Source organism: Cohnella soli, assembly GCF_042655525.1.
GTDB classification, from domain to species: Bacteria; Bacillota; Bacilli; order Paenibacillales; family Paenibacillaceae; genus Cohnella; species Cohnella soli.
Window position 1 is genome coordinate 288,390 of record NZ_JBHSMI010000028.1, and the last position, 14,885, is coordinate 303,274.

The window sequence follows — 14,885 nt, forward strand, 5'->3', positions numbered from 1 at the left end:
GGGTTCATTATACCCGAAGCGGGGGAATGGAAACAAAACCGAATAGGAAGATTTTTCATGATCGCCAAAAACCTTCATCCGTGGATGAAGGTTTTTGGCACAGACGTCGTTGAGACGCCGATTGTATGGGATTATTGGGCGCGCATCATTTGACGGAGAACCGTCTGAAGAATGCCGCTATTGCGGTAGTAGTCGACGTCGACCATCGAGTCGAGACGAGCGATGACCGGGAATTCGAACGTGGAGCCGTCTTCGCGCGTCGCGATGATATTAATCGTTTGTCCCGGTTGGATGTCGTTGGACAAGCCGCCGATGTCGAACGTCTCGCGGCCGGTAATGCCGAGCGATTTCCAGCTAGCGCCGTTCGCGAATTGGAGCGGGAGAACGCCCATACCGACCAGGTTGGCGCGGTGGATACGCTCGAAGCTTTCCGCGATGACCGCTTTGACGCCAAGCAAGAACGTGCCTTTGGCCGCCCAGTCGCGGGAGCTTCCGGTGCCGTACTCTTTGCCTGCGATAACAATCAGGTTCGTGCCGTTGTCTTGATATTTCATCGAAGCGTCGTAGATCGATTCGACTTCGCCCGTAGGCAAGTAAGTGGTGACGCCGCCTTCGGTGCCTGGAGCGACTTGGTTCCGGATACGGATGTTGGCGAACGTACCTCTCATCATCACTTCGTGGTGACCGCGGCGGGAACCGTAAGAGTTGAAGTCCTCTTTCTTCACGCCGTGCTCAAGCAAGTATTTACCGGCAGGGCTGTCGGTTTTGATGTTGCCCGCAGGCGAGATGTGGTCGGTCGTAACCGAGTCGCCCATGAGCGCCATCACGCGAGCCGCATTAATATCGACGATGTCCCCGGCTTCAGGAGCAAGATCCTTGAAGAACGGAGGGTTCGCGATATAGGTTGATTTCTCGTCCCAGGCGTACAGCTCGCCTTCCGGTACAGGGATTTGGTTCCATTGCTCGTTTTGGGTAAACACGTTTTTGTATTTCGCGCGGAACATTTCAGGCGTGAGCGAAGCCTGGATCGCTTGTTGGATCTCTTCGTTCGTTGGCCAGATGTCTTTCAAGTATACCGGCTCGTTCTTATCGTCGTAGCCGATCGGGTCTTTCGTCAGATCGACGTTGACGTTGCCTGCAAGCGCGTAAGCGACGACGAGCGGCGGCGAAGCCAGGTAGTTCGCTTTTACTTGCGCGTGAACGCGTCCTTCGAAGTTCCGGTTACCCGAGATGACAGCAGCGACCGTCATGTCATTGTCGGCGATTGCTGAGCTGACTTCGTCTGGCAATGGACCGGAGTTACCGATACAAGTTGCGCAGCCGTAGCCGGCAACGTAGAAGCCCAGTTTCTCCAAATACGGGAGCAGGCCGGCTTTCGTCAGGTAGTCGGTAACGACGAGGGAGCCCGGCGTTAAGGAGCTTTTGACGTAACCTGGTTTTTTAAGGCCGCGCTCGACGGCTTTTTTGGCCACGAGGCCAGCGCCGACCATAACGCTAGGGTTGGACGTGTTCGTGCAGCTTGTGATCGCCGCGATGACGACCGCGCCCGTATCCATTTTGCTCGCCGAGCCGTTTGGATGTTTGATGTCGACGGATTGCGCGATTTTGTCGTCGGACAGGCCGTAGCCGCCTTTGTCGATCGGCGTGCGGATCGCTTCGTTGAAGTTTTGTTTCATGTTCGTCAATTCGACGCGGTCTTGCGGACGCTTAGGGCCGGCCAAGCTCGGTACGATCGTCGACAGGTCGAGTTCGAGAATGTCCGTGAACACAGGGTCCGGCGTCGAGTCGGTGCGGAACATGTCTTGCGCTTTGTAATAGTCGCGGACAAGCTCGATTTGGTCTTCTTCGCGGCCCGTCAGGCGCATGTAGTTAAGCGCCTCTTCGTCGATCGGGAAGAAGCCGATCGTTGCGCCGTATTCCGGTGCCATGTTGGCGACCGTCGCACGATCCGCGAGGCTGATATTGGAAAGGCCAGGGCCGAAAAATTCGACGAATTTGCCGACAACGCCTTTTTTACGGAGCATTTGCGTAACGGTGAGCGCGAGGTCGGTTGCCGTAGCGCCTTCCGCCAGCTTGCCCGTCAGCTTAAAGCCGATAACTTCCGGCATAACGAAGTAAAGCGGTTGACCGAGCATGCAAGCTTCGGCTTCGATACCGCCGACGCCCCAGCCGACGACGCCAAGACCGTTGATCATCGTCGTGTGCGAGTCGGTACCGACGAGGGAGTCCGGGTACACTTCGGTTACGCCGTCTTTGGATTTCGTAGCGGCGACGGAAGCGAGGTACTCCAGGTTGACTTGGTGAACGATACCGGTTCCCGGAGGCACTGCGCGGAAGTTATCGAACGCCGTTTGCGCCCAGCGCAGGAAGCGATAACGCTCGTTGTTGCGCTCGAACTCAATGTCCGTGTTCGTCTGCAGCGCGTCCGGCGTGCCGAAAGCGTCGACCATGACGGAGTGGTCGATAACGAGATCGACCGGTACGAGCGGGTTGATGCGCTTCGGATCCCCGCCGTTTTTCTTCACTGTCTCGCGCATAGCTGCCAAGTCGACAACGACCGGAACGCCGGTGAAGTCCTGCAGGACGATGCGGGCAGGGATAAGAGGTACTTCTTTGTCTTCTCGGCCGTTCGCCCAGTTCGCCAATTGCTTGACGTGTTCTTCTGTGATGCCGCGGCCGTCGAATTGGCGAATGGCTGCTTCGAGAAGCACTTTAATGGATACCGGAAGCTTGGATACCGGTCCTGCGCCTTGCTCTTCCAGCGCTTTCAGGCTGTAGAAGCGGTACGATTTGCCGGACGATTGCAGGTCCTGCGCCACTTGATAAGGGAGTTTGGACAAAACGATGACCTCCTAAGATGGATTGATTTCGCTGCGATTGGTAATCTGGATGACTGTCTGATGTTCGCTATGCAATCGCAAGCAAGTGATTCGGGTTTCATGTAGTGAAACACGATTTCAAAATACTTCATGTACTCAGTATACCCTTTCGGAAGATGCACGTAAAGACGTTTTAGCCCGAAAGAAGCGATATAGATGCTGGTTATTGGCAGATAAAGATGTGGATGGACCCGGGAAAACGTTCATTGCAATATCGTTCCGCAAGCGGCGGCAGTTTCATTCGCGTTAGTCGCCTCTCGGTCATGGAATTTGCCTGCCGATCATAGGATGGAATGACGAAGATTGCCTCGATCGCCAACCGTACGCAACGGGGAGGGATGCTCAATGCCAAGCGACAATGTGGAATGGAAGCAGGCGTTGTTCGATTACGTCAGTGTGATCAACGAAGCCGCCTTACAGGCGGATGCCCGCAAGCTGCGAGGCATACCCGACAAAGCGCATCGCGAACGGCTGACGGGGCGGATTAACCTGTCGGCCGCTCGCGATGCGCGGACTGCGATCAAATCTGTCCGCAGCGAGATGAGGGCGAGGATCGAGCGGTTCAAGACGGGGCGGACGGATGCCGTCGCAGATGTCTCGATTCATCTCGTGCGCACGATGGAGCAGCGCAAGCAGCCATGGGTTGAGGAACGGATCGAAAGGGAAAAAATTCGTTTCGTCAGGCACGGTGGTATATGGCGACTTGATACAATTAAACCGATTGGCGCGGAGGCGCCGGCGGATGCGATCGTCTACGGGGAAGACGACGTTCATGACGTATGGGACGGGGATCGGAAGGAGCCGAATCCGCCGGCCGCTCCATATATGAATCCGCAGGCGTTATACGGGTTCAAGTCGAAAGTATATGCAGGATCGTCCAACACGCATGGGTATGGAGATATCGGAGCGCGGGGCGGTGAGGCAGAAAATGAGGCTTATTATGGCAGAATGAACGGGGGAGGTGGTTACGGCTATGGAGGCGGTGGTCAAGGGATATCCCGCAGAGGTATTCCTTATTTTCGCGAGGAAACGGTCGCTTATGCCGAAAGATGGTGGAACGAGCCGAACCCGTCTTACGAGAAATTTGAAGTGAACTGCACGAACTACGTGTCCCAGTGCATCTTTGCAGGCGGCGCACCTATGAATTATACTGGGAAAAGGCCATCGGGCTGGTGGTACAAAGGGTATTCCGGCAACGAAGAAAATTGGAGCTTCAGTTGGGCGGTTGCGAACAGCTTGAAGCATTATCTCGGTAATCCGAGGACTTACGGTCTCAGAGCGGAGCAAGTATCCGGTCCTGAGGCGCTTCGCCTCGGTGATGTCATTTGTTACGATTGGGACGGTAGTGGAAGGGTCGGGCACAACGTGATCGTGACAGGGTTCACTCCGGACGGTATGCCCCTCGTAAACGCAAATACGGTCAGCAGCCGACATCGGTATTGGGATTACAAAGATTCGTATGCATGGACGGACAACACCCGGTACTATTTTTACCATATTGCCGATGAGTTTTAGAGGCGAAGCCGGAGGTTACAGATGTGATGGGGAATAAACTACGCGTAGGGCTTGTGTACGGCGGCCGCTCAGGCGAGCATCAAGTGTCGCTGCAGACTGCGCTCGCGGTGCTGAAAGCATTCGACTACGACAAATATGAAATCATTCCTTTCTATATTACGCCGACAGGGCAATGGAGATCGGGGCCGCTGCTTGCGGCTCCTCCTGCTGCGGTGGCGGAACTTCAGTTCTCGCCGAAGGCGGAGGGCGGCGTTCTGGAAAATGGTGCTGCTCCTGCGTTGTTGCCGGTACTGCAGGGCATGTCGGAGAAAGTGCTGGCAGAGGGTAATCCGGCGGACGACGGGCGGGCAATCGACGTCATGCTGCCGCTCCTTCACGGAACGTTCGGCGAAGACGGGACGATTCAAGGTTTGTTCGAAATGGCTGGGCTGCCGTATGCAGGTGCTGGCGTTCTCGCTTCAGCAGTCGGAATGGACAAAGTGGCGATGAAGACCATGTTCGCTCAGGCGGGACTTCCGCAGGTAGCTTATAGGCATTTCGTACGCTTTGCGTGGAAGAAAGATCGTGAAGCATGCTTAAAGAACATCGAGGAGCTTGGATATCCTTGCTTCGTCAAGCCGGCTAACCTCGGGTCGAGCGTCGGCGTATCCAAAGCGCGTGATCGCGCGGAGTTGGTTGCGGCAATCGAGGAAGCGCTCCGCTACGATCGTAAAGTGATCGTCGAAGAGTTTTGCGACGCGCGCGAGATCGAAGTGAGCGTGCTTGGCAACGACGATCCGCGTGCTTCCTTGCCGGGCGAAATTTGCAGCTCGAACGAGTTCTACGATTATAAGGCGAAGTATATCGACGGCAAATCGGTCATGGTCATTCCGGCTGAAATTCCGCCGGAAACCGCTTCGGCGATTCGCGAGATGGCCGTGCGCGCATTCCTGTCGATTGACGGCTCGGGACTATGCCGCGCGGACTTCTTCCTGCGTCGCAGCGACGGCGCGCTGTTCATCAACGAAGTGAACACGATGCCGGGATTTACTCCATTCAGCATGTATCCGCTTATGTGGAAAGAGTCGGGCGTCTCGTACCGCGAACTGCTCGACACGCTCATTGCGCTTGCACTCGAGCGTCACGCTGAACGCCAGTCGATCGACTACGGCGGCGACGAATAGCTCGCCGCGAGTGCTGCGTAAACCGGATGGCCCATGTTGGGGCTATCCGGCTTTTGTTTTCCTCGTATTCCCTCACTCCGCCGAAATAATGATCCCCGGGACCACTAACTGTCACGGATTCCCGCACTCCGCCGAAATAATGATCCCCCGGACCACTAACTGTCACGGATTCCCGCACTCCGCCGAAATAATGATCCCCCGGACCACTAACTATCACGGATTCCCGCACTTCGTCGAAATAATGTTCCCCGGGACGACTAACTACCACGAATTCCCGAACTCCACCGAAATAATGATCCCTCGGACCACTAACTATCACGAATTCCCGCACTCCGCCGAAATATTGATCACCGGGACCATAACTGTCACGGATTCCCGCACTTCGTCGAAATAATGATTCCTCGGATCACTAACTGCCACGAAGTCCCGCACTTCGTCGAAATAATGCTCCCCGGGACGACTATTAACCCTGCTCACCTAGCACGGCAACTAATCCACCAATTCATGCATCAATAGCGCCGCCCGGCATTCCAGCGATGACGTGCCCTAATTCTGAACTTGCGTATTCGCTTCTCTCCGGAAGCTGGTTCTAGATAGCCAGATTGTACAAGTGAATGTAGTAGACTACGCACAAATTTCTGTTGCCGTCCCAGCCGAATGCATGCATCCGCAACCGTAAAAGTATCTCCGCAAGTTGCAGCCAGCCTCATAATTTCTCGTTCGTACAGCGATAAGCCAAACAACGAATCATCTTCGTGTCCGTACCACTCGGTCATCATGCGATGAACGTGATTTTGGCAACCGACCGGATTCTCTTTTAGTTTGTCGACGGAGAACCGCAAAACGTGCCAGCCTGCGAGCGCGATTTCATTCTGTCGATCGAGCCCTCGCGAGAAACCTCGCCTATCTGCATCCCTCGCATGCGAGCCGAAATCGTCCGACTCCAGACAAGTCGGGCGAGGCAGGCGTAAGTAGGCGAAGTCCATAAAGTAATGACTGCCGTCCGGTGCAATGAACTCATACTCTGGATGCAGATCCGCCAAGCTACCAACGACGGGCCACCACGCGTTCTCGAGAAAACACTTTTCACCGAATCCGTGGCGCTCTTTAAGCCTGCGCAATCTTTCCCCACGACTCTTCGCGAGATGTCCCTCCAGCCAAACGCAATATTCTTTTTCAAATAAACTCAACACCAGACACCTCCAGAAAATAATAAACGCCGCCCCAACCCTCTGAAAGGATTGATGGCGGCGTGCTTCGCTCGCAATATGAAATAAGTATAACACTCTGTGGATAAAATTGTCTCTATGAAGATAAATGTGGATGTATTGGGGGCAATGGGGATACAATGCGGGATAACTGGTGAGTAAGTCGGAAGAAAGCAGCTGTCGCGACAGTTATGCACAAGAGAATCGGAGGATGCTATGCGCTCAAGCAGTTATCCTCATGTGAATAACGTCTAGAAAGTCACTTTTTCCACAATTTACGAACCTTTTCTGAACACCTGTCCGAAGGGTATAATAAGGGAGATACATAAGGATGCGGAGAGGGGCTGGCGTTATGGGTTTTCAAACCGAGTTTAATTCCGTGTGCAAATTCAAGTCTGAGCAGGAATTGTACGAATTGCTCGAATACGGCCGTGGCAAAATGGTCAAAAAGCAGTTCAGGGTATACCCGACGGGGCAGAAAGTGATCGCATACACGCCCGACAATCAAGCGATTGCAATCGTTAGAATCGTTGCGTCTATTGCTGAAATTAATTTCCAGGGCGAAGAAGTCACTCAAGTGGAGATGGAACTCGTCCGTCGATTGACCGACGAGGAAGCTAGAATTCAGACGGCCCTCGCGCATGAGATGTTTTTCGGAGAGCAATCCTAGCCGGACACGGCAAAACGACTTTAAGCCGAATAAGCTGTCGTCAGGGGTTGAGTTCTAGTGATTGTGCGTTTCGGTTACGTGGCTATGTCGGTAAAGTTGGAGAACGCTTCGCCTTCCAAGACGATGACGATGTCGACCTTCTCCAAGCTGCCGGACAGGGAAGCGGGGTTGCGGCGACTCGAGCGCATCGCGGAAGACAACTTGCGTAATACGCTCAGGCTGTTGAAGCATAATCGCTATATGGGGGTACAAGTGTACCGGTTGACATCCAAGCTGATCCCGCTTGCGACCCATGAGGATTTGGCGGATTGGGATCCGATTCCGATATTGGCCGCCTCGTTCGCGGAGGTTGGGAACTTCGTTCGGGAGCATGACATGCGCGTTTCTTTTCACCCGGATCATTTTACGGTGTTAAGCACGCCTCGCGAGGAAGTGTTTCGCAAATCGGTGAAGGATCTCAACCACCACGTCCGTATGCTCGAGGCGATGGGGCTGGATGAAAGAGCGACAAATAACATTCACGTCGGCGGAAGCTACGGGGATAAATTAACTTCAGGCCGAAGGTTCATCGACCAATATCGCGGCATCGACCGTCGGATCACGGCACGAATGACTCTCGAGAACGATGATAAGACATTTACCGCTGCCGAGACGCTTGCGATTGCGGAAGAGGTCGGAGCTCCGATGGTGTTGGACATCCATCATCACACAGTCAACCCGGGCAGCGAGAGCGCGATTGAACTGTGGCCACGGATTTTGCGTACATGGGATAGCCAACCTTGGAACGTCAAGATCGGCGGCGTCGAGTCGCCGCTTTGGCTTCCTCCGAAGCTGCACGTTTCAAGTCCGAAAAGCGCATCCGACCCGAGAGGTCATGCCGATTACGTCGATATTGCAGATCTGAAGCGTTTCTTGTTCGAAGCAGCAGGCTCGACGAAGGCGATCGACGTCATGATCGAAGCCAAACAAAAAGACGAAGCTTTATTGAAGCTGATGGAAGATTTCCGCGCACTGGAAGCAGCTGGAGAGCCGGTGAAGGTCATTGACGGAGGCAGTGTGGAGATCGGTAGTTGAAAACGCAACCACTATTGCTGCGCTTGGCCGAATTCCTTGTTGCATTCCCCGTGAAAATGGGTTAATTTGGTCAGTGAAGGTTGCTGCTTTTGGCATCTGAGGCTTCATTGATTACTAACTGCATCCTTACATGTGACGAGGGGGCTTTTCACGAAATGAACGGATTGCTGCAAGGAAAAAATATCGTCGTTATGGGCGTTGCCAACGAGCGGAGCATCGCCTGGGCTATCGCCAAATCGCTCGCGTCGCAGGGCGCGCAGCTGGTTTTTACATACGAGAACGAACGGGTTGAAGAGCGGGTCAAGAAGTTGACGGAAACGATCGAAGGCTCTCGTACGGTACAGTGTAACGTGACTTCGGACGAAGATGTGGAAGCACTCGCCCATCGTCTGCGCGAAGAAATCGGCGTCGTTCACGGCTTGGCGCATTGCATCGCATTTGCGAAAACGGAAGAGCTGGATGGGATGTATGTCGACACGTCCCGCGACGGTTTCGCGCTTGCGCATGATGTCAGCGTGTACTCGCTCACCGCTGTTGCACAGCGGCTGCACCCGCTTATGACGGAAGGCGGCAGTATCGTAACAATGACTTATCTGGGTGCGGAACGCGCGTTGCCGAACTACAATGTCATGGGCGTAGCAAAGGCGGCGCTGGAAGCTTCCGTCCGCTATCTTGCCAGCGATCTCGGCCCGAACAACATACGCGTTAACGCTATTTCGGCCGGCCCGATTCGGACGTTGGCGGCGAAAGGCATTTCCGGCTTCAACACCATATTGAAGCAAGTGGAGGAGAAAGCGCCTCTGCGTCGTACGACGGATGCTTCGGATGTGGGCGATACGGCGCTGTTCTTGATGAGCGACTGGGCCCGTGGGATTACGGGCGAAGTGATTCACGTCGACAATGGGTACAGCACCGTCGGAATTTAATTCGATATCGGAAGCCGAACGGCGTTATGCCGACGGCTTCTTTTTACACTTGGGTGTAAAAATAGATGGCAAACAAGCGCATCGATGCGACATTCGTCGCAACCGCTTCCGTCACTTTTCGTATATGATAGAGTTAGACGCTTGATTGCGGCGAATCGATTTCATAGATAATAGATATGAGGGATGAACGATGGACGTTAACGAACCGGAAAGTCCGATCGGAGGCAAAAGCTTTACCGCGGTTGCTGTCAACTGCGCGGCCAAGGCCGGAGAATGGATCAAAAGCAAATCGGGGAATTTCACTCAATTAGATATGAAAGTATCGTTGCATGATCTGGTTACGGAAGTGGATAAAGGTGCGGAGCGAATGATCCGTAACCTGATCGCCACACATTTTCCGCATCACTCTTTCCTTGGAGAAGAAGGCGTGGAACCTGGTCCGGAAGCGTCCGCCAAAGCGTTGGAGGACGTGAGCGACGAAGAGTATTTGTGGATCGTCGACCCAGTGGACGGGACTACCAACTTCGTTCACGGGTTTCCGTTCTACTCGGTGTCGATCGCGCTTGCTTATCGCGGGCAAGTGATCGTTGGCGTCGTGTATGATCCATCGAGAGACGAGTTATTCGTCGCGGAACGAGGCAAGGGCGCATACGTGCACGGTCGCAAAATGAACGTGGCGGACGAAGAGACACTTAGTCGTAGCCTGCTCGCGACCGGCTTCCCGACGGACCAACACGTTGCGTTGCCGGCCAACTTAAAGAGCGTACAGGGGCTTGCGCCCAAAGTCCGCAACTTGCGCGTGGCGGGATCCGCGGCACTTCATCTCGCTTACGTGGCGGCCGGACGTCTTAGCGGGTTCTGGGAATACAACCTAAACTCGTGGGATATCGCGGCGGGGTCACTGCTTATCGAAGAAGCGGGAGGCCGGTTGTCTGACGTAAATGGCGAGTCTTACCACCTAGGCGTGCGCAACGTCGTCGCTACGAATGGTCGCATTCACAACGAACTGGTTGAGGAGCTGCAAGCGATCGAACGCACATGAGATGACAGAGTTTCGTCCATGCTAGAATAATCGGATGAAGTTGATGAAGGGGGCGATGTCATTGGATCGCAAGGAAGCGGAGGAACTGCTCGCACGCAGCTTGTCCGGAGAACAGCCAGATGCCTTAAAGGAAGATGCGAAAGAAGAAGCGGTGAAGCGGCTGCAGCCGCGTTGGGAAGTTCGGGTGCAGGCCGAGCTCGATCCTGTCGTCGAAGAGACGAAGCTCTACAGGGAGATGGCGGAAGAAGTAGATGGGCGGTACGATAACGTCGATACTTCGGCGAAGAAAGAGAAAGACGGTCAGTCGAATTGATTTCAGAACCCGAAAGTTGATTATTTCGTCAGCTCTCGGGTTCTTTACCATTCAATCACTAATATCGGAGGTGGAGCAGGATGAAATTCCGCACGACGATTATACCCGGTGGTAAAACGGCAACGGGTATGGAAGTTCCGGATGAGGTTGTAACCAGTCTCGGCAAGGGCAAGAAACCGCCTGTAAGCGTGACGATAGGAGGTCATACTTATCGTAGTACGGTCGCAGTCATGGGCGGGAAGTTCATGATTCCGCTCAGCGCGGAAAATCGATTGGCCGCCGGTGTAGCGGCCGGCGACGAAGTGGAAGTCGATATTGAACTGGATAACGAGCCGCGTGAGTTGACGGTTCCTTCCGACTTCTCGAGCGAGCTTGACCTTGATCCTGAGGCAAAGCAATTTTTCGAAGGACTGTCCTATAGTAATAGGCGGCGGATCGTTCTTTCGATCGAAGAGGCCAAGACGGCTGAAACCCGGCAGAAGCGCATTGTGAAAGCAGTTAGTGCATTAAGAGAAGGCAAGGTCTAGTCGGTCTATTTGCTCAATTTCCCCATTTTCGAAGAGCGACTATGAAGAAAGCCAAAGAGGCGAGCGAAGCGATCGTCCGGACGTGATTCCAAGCGACCCAACTGGAAAGATAATGTGTCCATTGTTGAGCCCCTGCGGCGCTGTTGGGAGCAACGGCAGCCAACGTGTCATTGAGAGGAACGTTAAAGATGACGGTCACGAGAAATGACCCAACGAAGTAAAGCAAGCTTGCGGCAAGCAGATAAGCAGCGCTCGGTGTTCCCAATTTTTTGTAGGATACAATGGCAAGTACGACGCATGCCAAAGCCGTTCCCATAAAGACAAAACTAAACAATGTGCTGAGTATGGTGGAATTGATGGATTGCATGGCGACGATTCCTTGCTCTGCCGGTAGGCGGGAGAGTGCTGTCATTACGAATGTCGAGAAGGCGAAAAATATACCTGCGATTAAACCGGAGCCGAGCGCGGAAGCGAAAGTTAAGCCGAATAACAAATTTCCCATAGTTGAAAACCTCCTATAATTGTTTGCGCAAGCAAATGTTATTAGAAAATAAAATTAGACTCCTCAATTGGGTTTCTCTAAGCGATCGCTAGCCTCATCAATCCGAAACGAGAGGGCGTCACCTTCTTCTCCGAGTATTGCAACGTATCTTCTGCGAAGATTATTCCAGCATTCATTAATGACTTCTTCCGTCGCTTTGCCTTTGTCGGTTGCGTAGATTAGCGAAAGTCTGCCTTCAACGCGATTGTAGATCAGATTCTTGGCAACGAGTTTCTCAATAAGTCGGGTCACCGTAGAAGGTTGGAGATGTAAAATATGACCTAGTTCTTTTTGCGAAATTCCGTCTTTCTCAAACACCGCCATAAGTAAAAAGGCAGAGGTCGGGGACATTCCGCTCGAAGCGAATTCATCTTCCGCCATCCTGCTAACGATTCTTCCTAGACGATTAGCCGTGAAATATAAGCATTCTTTAAGATACACTTGAAGCATGTGACGTTCTCCTTTCCCGATCACGTTGAAATTATTGCTTGCGCAAACAAATATATAAAAATTACCGATTATTGTCAAGCGTTTTTTCGTATCCATGATAAAAACCGCCAGGATGAGCTTCCCTGACGGCGTCACTTATGAAAAGGCAGCGGATTGCCCGCATCGTCATTTCTTCGCAAGCTGACCGAACAATCCACTCTCTGCGAATAGCGCCGCTTGCAGGTCTTCCCAGCCGGTCAAGTTATCGTCGACGGTCAGCAGCGTTGTGGCCGCGAACCTATCGGCGAATTGTTCCGTTACCGACTCGAACCGCGGACGGAAGTAATGTTGTGCGGCGAGCGTCTGAGCTGTTTCTGTAAACAGGAAATCAGCATACGCGTTGGCGGCTTCGCGGGTGCCGTTCGCGTCCGCGACGGAATCGATAACCGAGACGATCGGTTCAACGGCTAACGTGACGTCGGGAACGACGACATCGATTTTGCCTTTCGCCGATCCGTTCGCGAGCGATAACGCTCGGCTTTCTGTCGTAACCCAGACGTCACCTTTGCCGTCGGCGAGGAACGCTTTCTCGGCTTCGGCGTCGTTGCCCGCCAGAACGGCCACTTGATTGTGGAAGCTGGTTACGAAAGCTTTGGCCGCGTTCTGATCGTCGGGCTGCTTGTCGAGCGAGTAAGCCCATGGGGCCGCATAGTACCAACGGGCGTCGGAATCGGTGGCGGGGTTGGATGTGACGATAGCGACGTCCGGTTTTACGGTGTCTTCCCATGTCGCGATGTTTTTCGGGTTGCCGGGGCGGACGACAAACGCGACTGCCGTCGAGAACGGCGAGCTATTGTAGTCGTAACGTTGCTGCCAGCCTTCGCCGACCAGACCTTTTGCCTGAATGGCATCGATATCGATGCCTACGCCGAGCGTGGCGATGTCCGCTTTGAGCTGTCCGCCGATAATGGCCGCTTCCTGAGCGGAGGAGATACCGGCGGCTTGCTGAATCGTAATGGATTGTCCGGTGCGATTTTTCCAATCCTGAATGAAGCCGGCATCGATGTCCTTAAATAATGCGGCCGTGTTGTCGGATACCGCATTAACGAGCGATAAAGATTGGCTGTAATCGGACGCCGGCGTCGCAGACGCCTCGGCGTTTTTGTTTTTGTCGCCCCCGGAGCAGGCAGTGAGCGTCGTTGCCGTGATAAGCGTAATCAATGCGATTGCGATAGCGCCTTTGCGCGAGCGGTTGCGCTTTGTCATTGGATAGTTCCCCTTTTCTTCGGAAGGATCTGATTTTAATTCCAATAGAAATTATTGGATTTATTGAGGCGATTGTATCAACGGGACAATTCGGTTGTCAATGACAAAATCATAGTTGACAACTAGGAATAGTGTGGAATATGATGGGTGTATTCCAAATCGTGCCATCGAGCCGACCGGTAAACCGGAGGCCCCGAATTCGCGATCGCGGTGTCGAGATTCTTTTTGACGCGGCGTTCGTTTGAAATCGGGGCCTCTTGCTTTTCAACATTTATCCAATGAAAAGGGGAGTTATTCGCATGAGAAATCCACTCAGAATTACGTTGCTTGCCGTACTCGCATTTGTTTTATCCGCTACGACGGTGTTCGGCGCCGTAACGAAGAAGAATGAAAAGAAATCCGTAACGCTGCTTAACGTTTCGTACGACCCGACCCGTGAATTGTACGCGGCGTACAATGTGGCATTCGCGAAGTATTGGGAGAAGAAAACGGGACAGAAAGTGACGATTAAGCAATCGCACGGCGGATCCGGCGCGCAAGCCCGTTCTGTCATCGACGGTTTGGAAGCGGACGTCGTGACGTTGGCGCTTGAATACGACGTAACTGCGATCGAACAGAAAGGGTTAATCGCCAAAGGCTGGCAGAACCGTCTTGCCAACAACAGCGCTCCGTACAAATCGACAATTGTATTCCTCGTCCGCAAAGGCAACCCGAAAAATATTCAAGATTGGGACGATCTGATCAAGTCCGACGTCAAAGTCATTACGCCAAATCCGAAGACATCAGGTGGCGCTCGCTGGAACTATCTCGCCGCATGGGGGTACGCGCTTAAACATAACAACAACAGCCAAGACAAAGCGAAAGAGTTCGTAAAGAAGCTGTACCAGAACGTTCCGGTTCTTGACACGGGCGCTCGCGGATCGACGAACACTTTCGTAGAAAAAGGCATTGGCGACGTGTTGATCGCATGGGAGAACGAAGCGTACTTGTCCAAGAAAGAATACGGGGACAAATTCGAGATCGTCACACCGTCGCTGAGCATTTTGGCGGAGCCGTCCGTCGCCGTCGTTACGAAAAACGTTAACAAGCACGATACGCGCCAAGTCGCCACCGCTTACCTCGACTATCTCTATACGGAAGCGGGTCAGCGCATCGCGGCACAAAACTATTATCGTCCGATCAATCCGAAAGTCGCTAAAGAATTCGAGAAGAACTTCCCGAAACTGAACTTGATCACGATCAAGGATTTCGGCGGCTGGGATAAAGCACAGAAAGAGCATTTCGCGGATAAAGGCACATTCGATCAAATTTATTTGAAATAAGGAGACCATC

Annotated in this window: 14 protein-coding genes; 9 read left to right on the plus strand and 5 right to left on the minus strand. The window is 53.3% G+C overall.

The genetic code is table 11. From position 1 onward, the window contains the following. Nucleotides 1–131: 131 nt before the first annotated feature. Nucleotides 132–2,846, minus strand: coding sequence for an aconitate hydratase AcnA (gene acnA, locus ACFPOF_RS17570; RefSeq protein WP_378136025.1), 2,715 nt, complete (start codon nucleotides 2,844–2,846; stop codon nucleotides 132–134). A gap of 378 nt (nucleotides 2,847–3,224) precedes the next feature. Here acnA and ACFPOF_RS17575 point away from each other — a divergent pair, with 378 nt between their 5' ends. Both ACFPOF_RS17575 and ACFPOF_RS17580 read left to right on the plus strand, forming a co-directional pair. Continuing rightward, a complete protein-coding gene (locus ACFPOF_RS17575) occupies nucleotides 3,225–4,394 on the plus strand; it encodes an amidase domain-containing protein (protein WP_378134947.1) in 1,170 nt (389 codons plus the stop codon). A gap of 26 nt (nucleotides 4,395–4,420) precedes the next feature. After that, the gene (locus tag ACFPOF_RS17580) at nucleotides 4,421–5,557 is read left to right on the plus strand and encodes a D-alanine--D-alanine ligase (protein WP_378134949.1); all 1,137 of its coding nucleotides are present in this window, start codon (nucleotides 4,421–4,423) and stop codon (nucleotides 5,555–5,557) included. A gap of 509 nt (nucleotides 5,558–6,066) precedes the next feature. Here the strand turns inward: ACFPOF_RS17580 and ACFPOF_RS17585 are convergent. After that, nucleotides 6,067–6,747, minus strand: a complete 681-nt coding sequence (locus ACFPOF_RS17585) for a DNA-binding response regulator (protein ID WP_378134951.1) — start codon at nucleotides 6,745–6,747, stop codon at nucleotides 6,067–6,069. Between the two features lie 370 nt (nucleotides 6,748–7,117). Here ACFPOF_RS17585 and ACFPOF_RS17590 point away from each other — a divergent pair, with 370 nt between their 5' ends. From ACFPOF_RS17590 to ACFPOF_RS17615, 6 genes are all read left to right on the plus strand, one after another. Beyond that, entirely contained in the window at nucleotides 7,118–7,435 is a 318-nt protein-coding gene (locus tag ACFPOF_RS17590; RefSeq protein ID WP_378136027.1) for a hypothetical protein, read from the plus strand. Between the two features lie 57 nt (nucleotides 7,436–7,492). Continuing rightward, on the plus strand, nucleotides 7,493–8,509 hold the full coding sequence (uvsE, locus tag ACFPOF_RS17595) for a UV DNA damage repair endonuclease UvsE (RefSeq protein WP_378134953.1): 1,017 nt from the start codon (nucleotides 7,493–7,495) through the stop codon (nucleotides 8,507–8,509). 155 nt (nucleotides 8,510–8,664) lie between these two features. Further along, nucleotides 8,665–9,435, plus strand: coding sequence for an enoyl-ACP reductase FabI (gene fabI, locus ACFPOF_RS17600; RefSeq protein WP_378134955.1), 771 nt, complete (start codon nucleotides 8,665–8,667; stop codon nucleotides 9,433–9,435). Nucleotides 9,436–9,625: 190 nt separating this feature from the next. Further along, a complete protein-coding gene (locus tag ACFPOF_RS17605) occupies nucleotides 9,626–10,477 on the plus strand; it encodes an inositol monophosphatase family protein (protein ID WP_378134957.1) in 852 nt (283 codons plus the stop codon). A 61-nt stretch (nucleotides 10,478–10,538) separates the two neighbouring features. Beyond that, nucleotides 10,539–10,790, plus strand: coding sequence for a hypothetical protein (locus ACFPOF_RS17610; protein ID WP_378134959.1), 252 nt, complete (start codon nucleotides 10,539–10,541; stop codon nucleotides 10,788–10,790). Nucleotides 10,791–10,870: 80 nt separating this feature from the next. Continuing rightward, nucleotides 10,871–11,317 carry a YdeI/OmpD-associated family protein gene (locus ACFPOF_RS17615; protein WP_378134961.1) on the plus strand — a complete coding sequence of 149 codons (447 nt, stop codon included), beginning with the start codon at nucleotides 10,871–10,873 and terminating at the stop codon, nucleotides 11,315–11,317. A gap of 13 nt (nucleotides 11,318–11,330) precedes the next feature. Here the strand turns inward: ACFPOF_RS17615 and ACFPOF_RS17620 are convergent, their stop codons facing one another. From ACFPOF_RS17620 to ACFPOF_RS17630, 3 genes are all read right to left on the minus strand, one after another. Beyond that, entirely contained in the window at nucleotides 11,331–11,819 is a 489-nt protein-coding gene (locus ACFPOF_RS17620) for an anthrone oxygenase family protein (RefSeq protein ID WP_378134963.1), read from the minus strand. 63 nt (nucleotides 11,820–11,882) lie between these two features. Continuing rightward, entirely contained in the window at nucleotides 11,883–12,308 is a 426-nt protein-coding gene (locus ACFPOF_RS17625) for a MarR family winged helix-turn-helix transcriptional regulator (RefSeq protein ID WP_378136029.1), read from the minus strand. Nucleotides 12,309–12,473: 165 nt separating this feature from the next. Next, nucleotides 12,474–13,553 (minus strand): sulfate ABC transporter substrate-binding protein, encoded by a 1,080-nt coding sequence (locus tag ACFPOF_RS17630; protein ID WP_378134965.1) that lies wholly within the window; start codon nucleotides 13,551–13,553, stop codon nucleotides 12,474–12,476. Nucleotides 13,554–13,852: 299 nt separating this feature from the next. Between ACFPOF_RS17630 and ACFPOF_RS17635 the strand changes: the two genes are divergently transcribed. Then, a complete protein-coding gene (locus tag ACFPOF_RS17635) occupies nucleotides 13,853–14,875 on the plus strand; it encodes a sulfate ABC transporter substrate-binding protein (protein ID WP_378134967.1) in 1,023 nt (340 codons plus the stop codon). The last annotated feature ends 10 nt before the right edge of the window (nucleotides 14,876–14,885 follow it).

Bases quoted from the DNA above. Each gene is read 5' to 3' on its own strand.
- ACFPOF_RS17575 (WP_378134947.1), top strand. From the start codon at position 3,225: ATGCCAAGCGACAATGTGGAATGGAAGCAGGCGTTGTTCGATTACGTC.
- ACFPOF_RS17580 (WP_378134949.1), top strand. From the start codon at position 4,421: ATGGGGAATAAACTACGCGTAGGGCTTGTGTACGGCGGCCGCTCAGGC.
- ACFPOF_RS17590 (WP_378136027.1), top strand. From the start codon at position 7,118: ATGGGTTTTCAAACCGAGTTTAATTCCGTGTGCAAATTCAAGTCTGAG.
- fabI (WP_378134955.1), top strand. From the start codon at position 8,665: ATGAACGGATTGCTGCAAGGAAAAAATATCGTCGTTATGGGCGTTGCC.
- ACFPOF_RS17605 (WP_378134957.1), top strand. From the start codon at position 9,626: ATGGACGTTAACGAACCGGAAAGTCCGATCGGAGGCAAAAGCTTTACC.
- ACFPOF_RS17615 (WP_378134961.1), top strand. From the start codon at position 10,871: ATGAAATTCCGCACGACGATTATACCCGGTGGTAAAACGGCAACGGGT.
- ACFPOF_RS17620 (WP_378134963.1), bottom strand. From the start codon at position 11,819: ATGGGAAATTTGTTATTCGGCTTAACTTTCGCTTCCGCGCTCGGCTCC.
- ACFPOF_RS17625 (WP_378136029.1), bottom strand. From the start codon at position 12,308: ATGCTTCAAGTGTATCTTAAAGAATGCTTATATTTCACGGCTAATCGT.
- ACFPOF_RS17630 (WP_378134965.1), bottom strand. From the start codon at position 13,553: ATGACAAAGCGCAACCGCTCGCGCAAAGGCGCTATCGCAATCGCATTG.
- ACFPOF_RS17635 (WP_378134967.1), top strand. From the start codon at position 13,853: ATGAGAAATCCACTCAGAATTACGTTGCTTGCCGTACTCGCATTTGTT.